This window comes from Homoserinimonas sp. OAct 916, assembly GCF_003260275.1.
GTDB lineage: Bacteria > Actinomycetota > Actinomycetes > Actinomycetales > Microbacteriaceae > OACT-916.
Genome location: NZ_QJHB01000007.1, coordinates 152,149 through 165,716, shown reverse-complemented (window position 1 = coordinate 165,716; position 13,568 = coordinate 152,149). Strand labels below are relative to the sequence as shown.

The following is a 13,568-nucleotide window of genomic DNA, read 5'->3' as shown; positions in this document are numbered from 1 at the left end:
TCCAGTGAATCCAGTGAACCCAGTGGTCTCGGCACTCCCCGCGAACTCACTGAATGCAGTGAGCCCAGTGAACCCGGTTAGCCCGGTTAGCCCGGTGATCCCAGTGATCCCAGTGAACCCGGTGATCCCAGTGAACCCGGTGAACCCAGTGAGCCCAGTGAACCCAGTGAGCCCAGTGAACCCAGTGAGCCCAGTGAGCCCAGTAAGCCCAGAGAGGCCGACGGGCGAGACAACCAGATCCGACGTCGCCTCATGAGCGATGACCTGATCCTGAGTGGAGCAGGAAGCACCACCGTTGCCTCAAGCGAACTCGTGGAATGTGCCGCGAGGGCCGCGCTTCTGTCGAGTCGCCTGGCAGGTTGCGCCGACGAGATCGTCTGGGCGTATCGCTACGAGGGTGCCCCAGCACCCAGTTGGGGTCGCGAGAGCCCTGAGCTGCACCTGCTGGACGCGGAGAACTGGCTGAGGCGGGCGTCCACACTGGCAAAAGACCTGGCCTCCGGTCTGGACAGGGCCGCCGAAGGCTACGGAGCTGCCGAACGAGCGGCGACGTCCATTGCCCGCTTCACCGCGGCACAGTCGGCCTACCTGCTGGGGCTCCTGCTGCCGCACCTGATCGCCGCCCTCCTCCCCGTCTTCGGTGGCGCAGCGGTCGGCGCCCGGCTCGCGCTGACCCACCGCCGTGGCCGACGCCGCTCAGTCCGAGGTGGCGCAACCGGAGAACCTGGGACTGGGACTGGGACTGCGACTGCGACTGGGGCTGGGCCGGAGTCGGGGCCGGGGTTTGGGCCGATAGACGCCGAGACTGCCCGGCGCATGCTGCGTGATCCACGCGTCATCGCGATGCTCGGCGTTCTCATCTCCTCGGTCGACGACACCGCGGCCGGGATGGGCAAACTCCCACACGCCGTCCAGGCTGCACTCGGCGGTGAGGGTCTCGGCTACATCGGGGTGGGCGCCAGCGCCGCGTTGCTGACCATACTGGCCGGTGACCGCTTGAGAGAATCCGCCATCGCCGTGCACCGCACCGGGCTACTCACCGCTGTCGTGCCGACATCGATCGCCGAGCTGGCTGCCCGCATCCCACCGGCCCAGCCAGGAAAGCCGCAGGTGTCGATCGAGCGCTACCTCGACGACTTCGGGACTGCCTCCTGGCTGGTCTACGTCGGCGGAACCATCGATGCCGGGTCGCAATCGGGGGCGGAACCCTGGGACATGACCTCCAACGTGCGTGCGATCGCCCGCGCGCAGGCCGGCTCGGTGACCGCAACAATGCGTGCCATGGATGCCGCCGGCATCGCCCCGACGGATCCGCTCATTCTGGTCGGCCACTCCCAAGGCGGACTGGTCGCAGCCGCGGTCGCAGCCAGCGACCGCTTCGGCCGAGGTGAACACATCGGTTTGCTCACGTTCGGCTCGCCGACCGGACAACTGCCGTTGCCCGAAACGGTGCGCTCCATCGGCATCGAGCACTTCGACGACCCGATCCCGGCGCTGGGCGGGGTCGGCCTGGCCGACAATCCTCGCCTACTGGTCAGGAGACAGGTGTTCACCGACAGCGTTCCGCCGGCCGGGGACTGGCTTCCGGCCCACTCGATGGACCATTACCGTGATACGGCCGCCCTTTTGGACGAGGTGTCGGATGCCCGTCTCGACCACTTCGCCTCCTTGCTGAGCCGGCTCAGCGCATCTTCCGACGGCACCCGCAGCCTGTGGCGGGCGAAACGGATGGGGGGCCCATAGCCGACGAGGAGAGGTTCAGACCTTGCGGCGCGTCAACGGGCGAATGAAGAGCCCGAGCAGCCAACTCACGATCGCCAGTACGATCGCGCCGAAGACCCCCGACCAAAAGAAGTCGTCCACGTGCAGTCCAAAGCCGATCAGGTCGCTGATCCCGCTGACCAGCATCAGCAGTGCGGCGTTCACGATCAGGGCCAGCAGGCCAAGGGTCAGCACGTAGAGGGGGAATGCGATGATTCGGATGAAGGTGCCCAGCACCCCGTTGACCACACCGAAGATGAGGGCGACCATGAGGTAGGTGACGATGATCGCAAACGTGTCTGAGGCGTAGGCGGTGATAGTGACACCCGAAACGATGAGTGTGGTCAACCACAGGGCGACCGCGTTGACGATGAGCGAAAGCAAGAAGCGTCCCATCACACCACTATTCCACACAATGATTCGCCGCACAGGGCTAGAGGCGATGTCGCTGTTCGCCGGGGCCGGTCGAGGGCGCTTGGGTAGGATCGGGGGTGTGAACCAGACGCCTGCCCCCGTGAAACTGCGCCCGACGATCGCCGCACTGCCGCCGTACCGGCAGGGCAAAGCGGCATCCGAAGAATTCTTCAAACTGTCGTCGAACGAGAATCCGTTCGAGCCTTTGCCCGCGGTGCTTGCGGCAGTGCAACAACTGCACTCGTTCAACCGATATCCCGACAGTTCGGCGACCAGGCTGCGCCAAGTGCTCGCCACCCGGTTCGGGGTCGACCTCGACCAGGTGCACGTCGGTGCGGGCTCGGTCTCCCTGCTCGCGCAATTGATCGCCGCAGCCGCCGAGATCGGCGACGAGGTGGTCTACTCGTGGCGGTCGTTCGAGGCCTACCCGGGCCTGGTCACCATCGCCGGCGCCACCGCGGTTCCGATCCCGAACAGGCCCGACCACAGCCACGACCTGGATGCCATGGCCGCCTCGATCACCGACCGCACTCGGGTGATCATTGTCTGCAGCCCCAACAACCCCACCGGCAACATCGTCACGGCCGACGAGTTCACCCGGTTCATGGCCCGGGTGCCCAGTGACCTTCTGGTGATCCTCGACGAGGCGTACATCGAGTTCGTCACAGACGAGCAGGCCGTGGACGGCGGCCAACTGCTCGGCACCTACCCGAACCTGGTGATCCTGCGCACCTTCTCGAAGGCCTACGGATTGGCAGGCCTGCGCCTGGGCTACGGCATCGGACCTGTCCCGGTCATGGACGCCGCCCGGTCGGCCGGCATCCCGCTCTCGGTCACAGAAGCCGCGCAGGTGGCGGCGGAGGTATCGCTGCAGTACGACGACGAAATCATGGAACGTGTCGGTCGGCTGATCATGCGGCGTGACCAGGTATGGAACGCACTTATCGCCCAGGGCTGGAACATCCCGAAACCGCACGGCAACTTCTTCTGGTTCGCCACCGGAGAAGAAACCCTGCACGCCGCACAGGTCTTCGATGAGCACCAACTGATTGTGCGACCGTTTCACCCGGAGGGCATCCGTGTCAACATCGGAGAAGAGGCTTCTGTCGAGAAGCTACTGGCAGCGGCGGCCGAGATTGTGGGGGGTCTGCCCGCGAGCCACCCGGCGAGGCGACTAGATTAGTTCAATGCCGAGTTCCGCCCCCGAGGCGCCCCCCGAAGAGCAGATGGTTCAATTGTTGACCGCCGAGGGCACATTCCAGCCAAGCGCGTCGGCAGAGGCATACCTGCCCTACGTCGAGAAGTTGGCCGACGAGGACCACCAGAGGTTCTACCGCGACATGGTGGTGGTGCGCCGCTTCGACAGTGAGGCCGCGAACCTGCAGCGCAACGGCCAGCTGGCATTGTGGCCGCCGTCAAGTGGACAAGAAGCCGCACAGGTCGGCTCGGGTCATGCCGCCAAGCCGCAGGACCACATCTTTCCGTCCTACCGGGAGCACGCGGTGGCGATGATTCGCGGGGTCGACCTGCTGCGCCTGATCGAAATGATGCGCGGCAACAGCCACGGAGGCTGGAACCCGTCCGAACACGGCAACTTCCACCTCTACTCCGTGGTGATCGGAACCCAGACCCTGCACGCCACCGGATACGCCATGGCGATGCAACTCGATGGGGCCACGAACACGGCCAACCCCGATACCGACGAGGCCGTTCTGGTGTACTTCGGAGACGGCGCCTCCAGCCAGGGCGATGTGAGCGAGGCGCTTGTGTTCGCTGCCAGCTACCAGAGCCCGCAGGTCTTCTTCCTGCAGAATAACCACTGGGCAATCTCCGTGCCGGTCACCCGGCAGTCACGCACACCGCTGTACCGTCGGGCAGACGGATTCGGGATGCCCGGGGTGCGCGTGGACGGCAACGACGTTCTGGCCAGTTACGCCGTGACCGCGAAGCTGCTCGATGATGCCCGGGCCGGGCAGGGTCCTGCGCTGGTCGAGGCGCTCACCTACCGCGTCGGTGCCCACACCACCTCCGACGATCCGAGCAAGTACCGCACGGCGAGTGAGTTGGAATCGTGGATCGCCCGCGACCCGATCGCCCGGATGCGCACCTGGCTCGAGGGCCGGGGAGCTTCGGCTGCGTTCTTCGCAGGGGTCGAGGATGAGGCGGCAGACTTCGCCGCAGACATCCGCCGCCGCACGGTGGCACTCGGCCCCCCACCCACCGCGAAGATGTTCGACCATGTGTACGCCGAACCGCATCCGATGATGGCCGAGCAGAGCGCATGGCTCAGCGCCTACGAGGCATCGTTCGTGAGCGGCGAATGAGCGAAACGACCGTGCTGCCGATGGCAAGAGCACTGAATGCCGGGCTACGCCAGGCGCTCATCGACGACCCCAAGGTTCTGTTGATGGGTGAGGACATCGGCCCCCTGGGCGGGGTCTTCCGGGTGACCGAGGGGCTGCAGGCCGAGTTCGGCGACCTCCGGGTACGCGACACCCCGTTGGCAGAATCCGGAATCGTCGGCACGGCGATCGGCATGGCGATGCGCGGGTACCGGCCCGTGATCGAGATCCAGTTCGACGGCTTCATCTTTCCGGCCTTCGACCAGATCACCACCCAACTGGCGAAGATGCGCAACCGGCACGAGGGCCAGATGACGATGCCCATCGTGATCCGGGTTCCCTATGGTGGCCACATCGGCGCGATCGAGCACCACCAGGAGAGCCCGGAGGCATACTTCGCGCACACCCCCGGGCTGCGCCTCGTCAGCCCGAGCACCCCGAATGACGCGTATTGGATGATCCAGGAAGCCATCCGATCCAACGACCCGGTGCTGTTCTTCGAACCGAAGAGCCGCTACTGGCCCAAGGGTGAGGTGAACTTCGAGAGTTCCGCTGCCGGCCTTCACCAGGCACGGGTGGTGCAGACCGGTGACGACGTCACCGTGGTCGGCCACGGCGCGATGGTCAGCGTGCTGCTGCAGGCAGCAAAAGTGGCCGCCACCGAGGGCACGAGCATCGAGGTGATCGATCTGCGCTCGCTGTCGCCGATCGACTACGGCCCCATCCTCGCCTCGGTGCAGAAGACCGGGAGGTTGGTGGTTGCGCAGGAGGCACCCGGCTCGGTCAGCATCGGCTCGGAGATCGCCGCGACCGTTGCCGAGCGCGCCTTCTACGCACTGCAGGCTCCCGTGCTCAGAGTGAGCGGTTTCGACGTTCCATTCCCGCCGGCGAAATTGGAGACTCTGTACCTGCCCGATGCCGACCGCATTCTCGAAGCCGTCGACCGGTCGTTGGCGTATTGATCCCGTGTGGCCCCACTGAGAGGTATTGACCAGACATGAGCGCATCCCAGTTTCTGCTCCCCGACGTCGGGGAGGGCCTGACCGAGGCCGAGATCGTCGGCTGGAAGGTGAAGCCGGGGGACACCGTGGCCGTGAACCAGGTCCTGGTCGAGATCGAGACCGCCAAGTCGTTGGTGGAACTGCCCAGCCCGTTCGCCGGTGTTGTGGAGGCCCTTCTGGTCGACGAGGGACAGACGGTCGACGTCGGCACACCGATCATCACCGTCATTGAGCCGAGCAACGCGTCGGATACGGCGCCGGATACTACGCCGCAGAGCGACGCAGAGGCCACGGCGCGCGACACCGCCGACAGCGTGTCGCGCGAGCCCGAGGACAAGCCGGGTGCTGTGCTGGTCGGTTATGGAGTCTCCGGAGATGTACCGACCAGGCGCCGCGGGGGTCCGTCTCGGCCGCCGGTCCCGGTCGTCGCCCCGGGCAATGTGATCGCGAAGCCTCCTGTTCGAAAGATGGCGAGAGATCTCGGCATCGACCTGCACGAGGTGAGCCCCACCGGCGTCGCAGGCGAGATCACCCGCGACGACATCGTGCGGCACTCCAACCAGGCGAGCCTGTTCCGCAACGTTCAGACGCCGCCGGCGGCGAACGACCGCGAGACGCGCATCCCAGTCAAAGGCGTGCGCAAACAGGTGGCGAAGGCGATGAGCCAGAGTGCCTTCAGCGCACCGCACGTGAGTGTCTTCGTCGACGTCGACGCCACGCGCACGATGGAGTTCGTCAAGAGGCTCAAGAACTCGTCCGACTTCGCCGGGGTGAGGGTCTCCCCACTGTTGATCATGGCGCGGGCGATCATCTGGGCGGTCAGGCGCAACCCGACCGCGAACTCGGCGTTCACCGAGGATGAGATCATCGTGCGCCACTACGTCAACCTCGGCATCGCCGCAGCCACGCCGCGCGGACTGATCGTGCCGAACGTCAAAGAGGCCCAGTCAATGAGCCTGCTCGAATTGGCGAAGTCGCTGGAGCAGCTCACGCTCGCGGCGCGCGACGGCAAGACCACGCCCGCCGACATGGCGAACGGCACCATCACCATCACCAACATCGGGGTGTTCGGCATGGACACCGGCACGCCGATCCTGAACGCCGGCGAGGCCGCAATCGTTGCGCTCGGCACGATCAAACAGAAGCCATGGGTGGTCGACGGCGAGGTGCGCCCCCGGTACGTGACCACCATCGGCGGCAGCTTCGACCACCGCGCTGTCGATGGTGATGTGGCCAGCCGGTTCCTGGCCGATGTGGCCTCGATCATCGAAGAACCCGCGCTGCTGCTCGACTGATCTCGGACAGGCCTGACGGCAGGATGGCCAACCTGATATTGGGTCCGGGAACGCCCCGAATTCGGATCCGGCACGTAACGAACCGGTAACAAACCCGTTCCCGGTCCATCCCCACCATGGCAACGATCGCGCTGCGCCCGCGCCCGTAAACTGCGCGATTCCCATGGTTCTGGGGTGGCACGTTCGCACGAAGACTACTAACCTGATCGACGGTCTTCTAGACCCGTATCAACCCAGTCCGCGATCGGGCCCATGAACAATTCGGGTCCGGACGTATGGTCTGGTGGCGTTTGGTGCTGCCCCATGGCGGCATCGGCCGACAACCCATATCGCGTGGATGCACGATTCGTCAGCGCTTGAGGTGGTTTTCTGCGATCGCCGCCGACCCGGCCGAGAAACGAAAGCTGCGATCAGACGCGCCTGAAATGCGGCGTGCGCACGCGGAGACACCATGTTGTCCGACCAGACCATTACCGATTATGAGCGCCCCGGAGATGCAATGACCGCCCCGGCAACCACCCAGACAAGCACCCAGAACTCCTCTGCTTCCGGCCCCGCATCCGATACCGTTGCGGTGAAAGCGACCGGCCTGTACAAGGTCTTCGGCCGCCGTCAGCAGGAAGCCGTGCGCCGCCTCGAAGCCGGAGCATCCCGCGACGAGTTGGGCAGCCTTGGCACCGCTGCCGTGATCGATGCCTCCTTCGAGGTGCACGCGGGTGAGATCTTCGTCGTGATGGGGCTGTCCGGTTCCGGAAAGTCGACGCTGATCCGAATGCTGAACGGGCTGCTCGAGCCCTCGGCTGGCCAGGTCACGATCCAGGGCAAGCCGATCAGTGGTGTGTCCGCTGCCCAGCTGCGCGAGGTGCGGCGCGGCCACGTGTCGATGGTGTTCCAACACTTCGCCCTGCTCCCGCACCGCACCGTGAGTGACAATGTCGCCTACGGGCTCGAGATCCAGGGGATTGCGAAGGCGGAGCGCCTCGAGCAGGCCCGCACCATCATCCGTCTGGTCGGACTCGCCGGCTGGGAGGACAATCTGCCCGGAGAACTCTCGGGCGGCATGCAGCAGCGCGTCGGCCTCGGTCGAGCCCTGGCCACCAAGACCGACATCCTGCTGATGGACGAGGCGTTCTCGGCTCTCGACCCCCTCATCCGACGTGAGATGCAGGAGCAGTTGGTCGAACTGCAGGCCGAGCTCGGCAAGACGATCATCTTCATCACGCATGACCTGAACGAAGCCATGTTTCTCGGCGACCGCATCGCGGTCATGCGCGATGGCCGCATCGTGCAGGTGGGAAGCCCCGAGGAGATCCTCACTGACCCGGCCAACGACTACGTGGCCCAGTTCGTGCAAGATGTCGACCGGGCCCGTGTCCTCACCGCCAGCAGCGTGATGGAGCCCGCGTTGTCGGTTGTGCAGGTGGCGCAGGGTCCCCGTGCCGCGCTGCGGACCATGCGCGACCTGCAGACCGCTGCGGCGTTCGTGATCGGGCAGGGACGCCGTTTGCAGGGCGTGGTGCGCGACAAGGACGTGATGAAGCTGGTGAAGGCCGGAGACGCGAATCTTTCCACGGCGATCAACAAGAACTACGCGTCCGTCACCGGCGACGCCCCGCTGACCGACCTGTTCGAGATGGCTGTGGGGAGCCCCTTGCCGCTCGCCGTCGTCGACGAAAGCGATCGACTGTTGGGTGTCATCCCCCGGGTCACCCTCTTGGCCGCCCTGGGCAATGTGCCCACTACCACCCAGGCAGTGCCGGTGATTGAGCCGCAGGGCCAGATAGCCGCAGAGACCATGACTGAAGCCCTCGCCGAGTCGGAGCACCTGCCCAACAACGTCCCGGCCGAGGCAGGAGGGAGCACACTGTGAACTTCTTCAATGATTTTCGTCTTCCGTTCGGCGACTGGGTCAAGGTTGCCGTCGACTACATCACCCAGACATTCTCCGCCTTCTTCGATGTGATCAGCGTCATCTTCAAGGGGATGTACCAGGGGGTCGACTTTCTCCTGGCGACACCTCCTGCGCTGGTCATCATCCTGATCGCCGCCGTCTTTGCCTACCTCACCCGCGGGTGGCGCATGGTCATCGGCACGATCATCGGTTTTCTCTTCATCGTGAGTGTGAACCAGTGGACGAACGCGATGAACACGATGGCCCTGGTGATCGTCGCGAGCCTGATCGCGATTGTGATCAGCATCCCGGTCGGAATCCTCGCCGCGCGGTCACAGCTGGCGAGCACCATCATCCGGCCCATTCTGGACTTTCTTCAGACCATGCCTGCCTTCGTCTACCTGATCCCAGCGGTCATCCTGTTCCGGGTCGGTGTGGTGCCCGGCATCGTTGCGACGATTCTGTTCGCGCTCGCCCCCGGCGTCAGGCTCACCGAGCTCGGCATCCGTGGTGTCGACAAAGAGGTCATCGAAGCCGGCCAGGCGTTCGGTGCCTCGCCGTGGCGCGTGCTGCGACAGATCCAGTTCCCGTTGGCCCTGCCGTCGATCATGGCCGGCATCAACCAGATCATCATGCTGTCGCTGTCGATGGTGGTCATCGCCGGAATGGTCGGCGCGCCCGGTCTCGGTAAGGAAATCGTCGGAAGCCTGAACTCCCTGAACATCGGCCTCGGTGCTGAAGCCGGCCTCGCCGTGGTGATCATCGCAATATTCCTGGATCGCATCACCGCATCGTTCGCGCAGAAGAAGAGCCCGCGCCGCGGCATCCGCAGCAAGAAGACTCCGAGCCGGCGGGGCCCCGACACGTCCGCCACCGAACTCGACCGGGAGGAGGCGAAAGTCACAGAACAGCGCCAGCCGATCTCGATCGGCTAGGCGACGCGAACGTGGTCGCGGCCGGATGCCGACACCATTCGCGCCAACCGGCTCACAACAGAAAAATTCACCACAACAGCCAATCCCGTCGCGCCTGTCGCGGCGACAGAAAGGTAGACACAATGAAAATGACGAAGCGCCTGATCTCCCTGGCAGCCATCGGAGCGATCGGAGTTCTCGGCCTCACCGCCTGCGCCTCCGGTGGCAGCGGCGGTGGGGGTGGCGACACCCCGGCGGCAGAGGGTTCGGGGGACATCACCATTGGTGTGTTCAACGGCTGGCCCGAGGGCGAGGCCGTCTCGTACCTGTGGAAGAACATCCTGGAGGATAAGGGCTACAACGTCGACCTCCAGTACGCCGACGCCGGCCCGGTCTTCGCCGGAGTCTCAACGAGCGACTACGACGTGAACTTTGACACCTGGCTGCCCGGCACTCACGCCGAATACATGGAGGAATTCGGCGACAAGCTGGTCGACCTCGGCAGCTGGAATGATGACGCCAAGCTCACCATCGCGGTGAACGACGACTCCCCGATCACCTCACTCGACGAGTTTGCCGCAAACGCCGACGCGTTCGACAACCGCCTGGTCGGAATCGAGCAGGGTTCGGGTCTGAACAAGGCCACCACCGAGCAGGTCATCCCGCAGTACGGAATGGACAAGGTCGACTACATCACCTCGTCGACGCCAGCAATGCTGGCCGAGCTGTCTTCGGCAATTGCCGCCGGTGACAACGTCGCGGTGACCCTGTGGCGTCCGCACTGGGCCTACGACGAGTACGCGATCCGCGACCTCGAAGACCCCAAGGGCGCTCTCGGTGACGCCGAAGGCATCCACACGGTGACGAACCTCGAGTTCCCCGACAGCTTCCCCGAGGTGAAGGGGTGGCTCGAAAACTTCCGCATGGATTCCGACCTGCTCTTCTCGCTGGAGAACGTGATGTTCAACACGGGCGAAGAGATCAACGACTACTCGCCGATCGTCAAGGACTGGATGGCTGAGAACCAGGACTGGGTCGACAGCCTGACCAAATAGCTCTGCACGTCACGTAGCATTCGATGCCCGCACCCATCGGTGCGGGCATCGTTGCATCTCTGCATGACAGCTGTGCGACCATCGCTGTACGCCGACGCACTCCTTTTTGACAATGATTGTCAATAGCGTTTAGGGTTTGGTGGTGCCGAAAGTCTTCGGTGCAGCCGATTCTATGCCGGACGCAACACGCGTCCTTAGATTGTTCGACATGAACAGAACGCTACTCGGAGCAGCCCTGGCCGCCACCAGCCTGCTCGCCCTGGTTGGGTGCGCTGCGGAAGCTCCACAACCATCCCCTTCGGGCACCATCGCCGTGGTTGCCTCCACCGACGTCTACGGCGACATCGCCGCCCAGATCGGTGGTGACCTGGTCTCGGTCACTTCGATCATCGATAACCCGAACCAGGATCCGCATGAGTTCGAGGCTGACGCGCGAAGCCAACTCGCCCTCTCGAAGGCCCAGGTCGTGATCGAGAATGGCGCCGGCTACGATCCGTTCGTCGACACCATGCTGGGCGCACTCGGAGACAGCACGGCGGCCCGCCTGGTCGTGGCTGAACTGGCCGCGCCCCGACTGGACCAATCGGCCACAGACTTCAATGAGCACCTGTGGTACGACTTGCCCACCATGGCCGCACTCGCCCAGGCGCTCGTCGACGAGTATTCGACGCTCGTACCCGAGCACAAGGCAGACTTCTCGACCAGGGGCGACACCTTCCTGGCGGGAGTCACCGCGCTCGAAGAGCGGACCGCGCAGATTGCAGCACTGTCCGACGGGGCCGGCGTTCTGGTCACCGAACCGTTGCCCCTGTACCTCACCCAGGCTGCCGGTCTTCTCAACAAGACCCCGGCCGCCTTCGCGCGGGCCATGGAGGACGGCACTGACGTGTCACCGGTCGTGTTGAAGGATGTATTGCAATTGGTGTCCTCCGGTCAGGTTGCCGTCGTCGTCTACAACGAACAGACGAGCAACGCGCAGACCGAGCAGGTGTTGAAGGCCGCGAACGAGGCAGCGGTGCCCGTGGTGGCCATGACCGAGACGCTGCCGGTAGGCACAGACTATCTCGGCTGGATGGCCGACAACGTCTCTGGCCTGGCCACAGCCCTGGGACGCTGACCATGAAGCCACCGACGATCACGACTCCTGTGGTGCAACTGCGCGATGCGACCCTGCGCTTCGGCGGACGCACCCTTTGGAGCGGGCTCGACCTCGATGTCGCGCGCGGTGAGTTCGTGGCCGTTCTCGGCTCGAACGGATCGGGAAAGACCAGCCTGCTCAAGGTTCTGCTCGGCCTGCAACCACTGACCGCGGGGAGCGCCCACGTCCTGGGGCAACCGCTTCGGCGCGGGAATCACCGCATCGGATACATTCCGCAGCAGAAACTCGCCGACGACGGCACCCCCCTGCGTGCGCGCGATCTCGTCGGGCTCGGCATCGATGGACACAGGTTCGGGTTTCCGTGGCCGAGCGCCGGCAAACGTGACCGAGTCGACAGGCTTCTCGCCGACGTGGGCGCAACGGCACTGGGCGACGTGCCCATTTCACAACTCTCCGGAGGCGAGCAACAACGGGTTCGGGTGGCGCAGGCGATAGCGGCCGAGCCGGAGGTGCTGCTCTGTGACGAACCATTGATCTCGCTCGATCTGCGCCATCAGCGCTCGATCACCGAGTTGATAGACGCCCAGCGCACTCGGCGCAACCTCGGCGTGCTGTTCGTCACGCACGACGTCAATCCCATCCTGGGCATGGTCGACCGCATCCTGTACCTGGCGGGCGGCCAGTTCCGCATCGGCACCCCCACCGAAGTGCTCGATTCCGAGGTGCTCAGTGAGCTGTACCAGTCCCCGGTCGAGGTGATCCACACCGGCGACCGGGTGGTCGTCGTGGGCACACCTGATGGGGCCCACACGCACCCGGACAATCCGTATGAGGTGCACCACGCGCATGGTGACACCGACGATGACGACCCGGCGGTGATGGGCCGATGATCCTTGAATCGACAGACTTCTGGGCACAGATCTTCAACTTTCAGGATTATGCCGAGCTGCTGGGTCTGTTGCGGAACTCCCTGATCGCCGGAGCGATCCTCGGGGTCGTGGGGGGTTTGATCGGCGTTTTCGTGATGAGCCGGGATATGGCATTCGCAGTTCACGGCATCAGTGAGCTGTCGTTTGCGGGCGCAGCGGCCGGCCTCCTGTTCGGCGTGGGAGTGGTGCAGGGCTCGCTGATCGGCTCCCTGGTGGCCGCGCTCCTGATCGGGGTGCTCGGCACCCGGGCTCGCGATCGCAACTCGATCATCGCCGTACTGATGCCGTTCGGACTCGGCCTCGGGATCCTCGCCCTCTCCTTGTATCCGGGACGCACCGCTAACAAGTTCGGGCTGCTCACCGGGCAGATAGTGGCCGTCGACAACCCACAGCTCGGCTCGCTGGCGGTGATCTCCGTGATCGTGATCATCGGGCTGCTGCTGATCTGGCGGCCACTCACCTTCGCGAGCGTCGACGCCAATGTGGCGGCGTCGCGCGGGGTGCCCACGGGTGTTCTCTCCGTCGTCTTCGTATTGCTGCTCGGATTGGCCGTCGCCGTGTCGGTGCAGATCGTCGGGGCGCTTCTGGTGCTCTCCATCCTGGTGACGCCGGCCGCTGCGGCCATGCGCGTGACCAGCTCTCCCGTGCTGGTGCCGGTGTTGAGCGTCATCTTCGCGGTCGTATCCCTGGTCGGCGGCATCATGCTGGCGCTGGGCGCGTCCATTCCGATCAGTCCCTACGTGACCACGGTCTCGTTCCTGATCTACGTGGTCTGCCGCGTCATCCAGGCAGTGAGAACACGCAGAGGTGTCAGGCGCACGACACCTCGTGTTCCGGCGAGCACCACCCGTTAGCCGGGGATACCCG

Annotated in this window: 12 protein-coding genes; 11 read left to right on the top strand and 1 reads right to left on the bottom strand. The window is 64.8% G+C overall.

Annotated elements, in window-relative coordinates; translation table 11 throughout:
* Nucleotides 1-252: 252 nt before the first annotated feature.
* Nucleotides 253-1,743, top strand: a complete 1,491-nt coding sequence (locus DL891_RS09885) for a hypothetical protein (RefSeq protein ID WP_111720264.1) — start codon at nucleotides 253-255, stop codon at nucleotides 1,741-1,743.
* Between the two features lie 15 nt (nucleotides 1,744-1,758).
* Here DL891_RS09885 and DL891_RS09880 read toward each other — a convergent pair whose 3' ends face one another.
* Nucleotides 1,759-2,157: a phage holin family protein gene (locus DL891_RS09880; RefSeq protein WP_111720263.1), complete on the bottom strand. Its 399-nt coding sequence runs from the start codon at nucleotides 2,155-2,157 to the stop codon at nucleotides 1,759-1,761.
* A 97-nt stretch (nucleotides 2,158-2,254) separates the two neighbouring features.
* On the opposite strand from DL891_RS09880, the gene DL891_RS09875 reads away from it, so the two are divergent.
* The 10 genes from DL891_RS09875 (at nucleotide 2,255) to DL891_RS09830 (ending at nucleotide 13,555) form a co-directional block, all read left to right on the top strand.
* Nucleotides 2,255-3,358 carry a histidinol-phosphate transaminase gene (locus tag DL891_RS09875; RefSeq protein ID WP_232819102.1) on the top strand — a complete coding sequence of 368 codons (1,104 nt, stop codon included), beginning with the start codon at nucleotides 2,255-2,257 and terminating at the stop codon, nucleotides 3,356-3,358.
* A gap of 4 nt (nucleotides 3,359-3,362) precedes the next feature.
* Nucleotides 3,363-4,499 carry a pyruvate dehydrogenase (acetyl-transferring) E1 component subunit alpha gene (gene pdhA, locus DL891_RS09870; RefSeq protein ID WP_111720261.1) on the top strand — a complete coding sequence of 379 codons (1,137 nt, stop codon included), beginning with the start codon at nucleotides 3,363-3,365 and terminating at the stop codon, nucleotides 4,497-4,499.
* A complete protein-coding gene (locus DL891_RS09865; protein WP_111720260.1) occupies nucleotides 4,496-5,479 on the top strand; it encodes an alpha-ketoacid dehydrogenase subunit beta in 984 nt (327 codons plus the stop codon). The genes pdhA and DL891_RS09865 overlap by 4 nt, the downstream gene beginning before the upstream one ends.
* Before the next feature lie 35 nt (nucleotides 5,480-5,514).
* Nucleotides 5,515-6,813 (top strand): dihydrolipoamide acetyltransferase family protein, encoded by a 1,299-nt coding sequence (locus DL891_RS09860; protein WP_111720259.1) that lies wholly within the window; start codon nucleotides 5,515-5,517, stop codon nucleotides 6,811-6,813.
* 451 nt (nucleotides 6,814-7,264) lie between these two features.
* The gene (locus DL891_RS09855) at nucleotides 7,265-8,683 is read left to right on the top strand and encodes a glycine betaine/L-proline ABC transporter ATP-binding protein (RefSeq protein ID WP_232819101.1); all 1,419 of its coding nucleotides are present in this window, start codon (nucleotides 7,265-7,267) and stop codon (nucleotides 8,681-8,683) included.
* On the top strand, nucleotides 8,680-9,639 hold the full coding sequence (locus DL891_RS09850; protein WP_111720258.1) for a proline/glycine betaine ABC transporter permease: 960 nt from the start codon (nucleotides 8,680-8,682) through the stop codon (nucleotides 9,637-9,639). Before DL891_RS09855 ends, DL891_RS09850 begins: the two co-directional genes overlap by 4 nt.
* 122 nt (nucleotides 9,640-9,761) lie before the next feature.
* Complete coding sequence (locus DL891_RS09845; protein WP_368665627.1) at nucleotides 9,762-10,673, top strand: glycine betaine ABC transporter substrate-binding protein; 912 nt, start codon at nucleotides 9,762-9,764, stop codon at nucleotides 10,671-10,673.
* A gap of 208 nt (nucleotides 10,674-10,881) precedes the next feature.
* A complete protein-coding gene (locus DL891_RS09840) occupies nucleotides 10,882-11,790 on the top strand; it encodes a metal ABC transporter solute-binding protein, Zn/Mn family (RefSeq protein ID WP_111720342.1) in 909 nt (302 codons plus the stop codon).
* Nucleotides 11,791-11,792: 2 nt separating this feature from the next.
* Entirely contained in the window at nucleotides 11,793-12,662 is an 870-nt protein-coding gene (locus DL891_RS09835) for a metal ABC transporter ATP-binding protein (protein ID WP_111720256.1), read from the top strand.
* Nucleotides 12,659-13,555 carry a metal ABC transporter permease gene (locus tag DL891_RS09830; protein WP_111720255.1) on the top strand — a complete coding sequence of 299 codons (897 nt, stop codon included), beginning with the start codon at nucleotides 12,659-12,661 and terminating at the stop codon, nucleotides 13,553-13,555. The genes DL891_RS09835 and DL891_RS09830 overlap by 4 nt, the downstream gene beginning before the upstream one ends.
* Nucleotides 13,556-13,568: the final 13 nt, after the last annotated feature.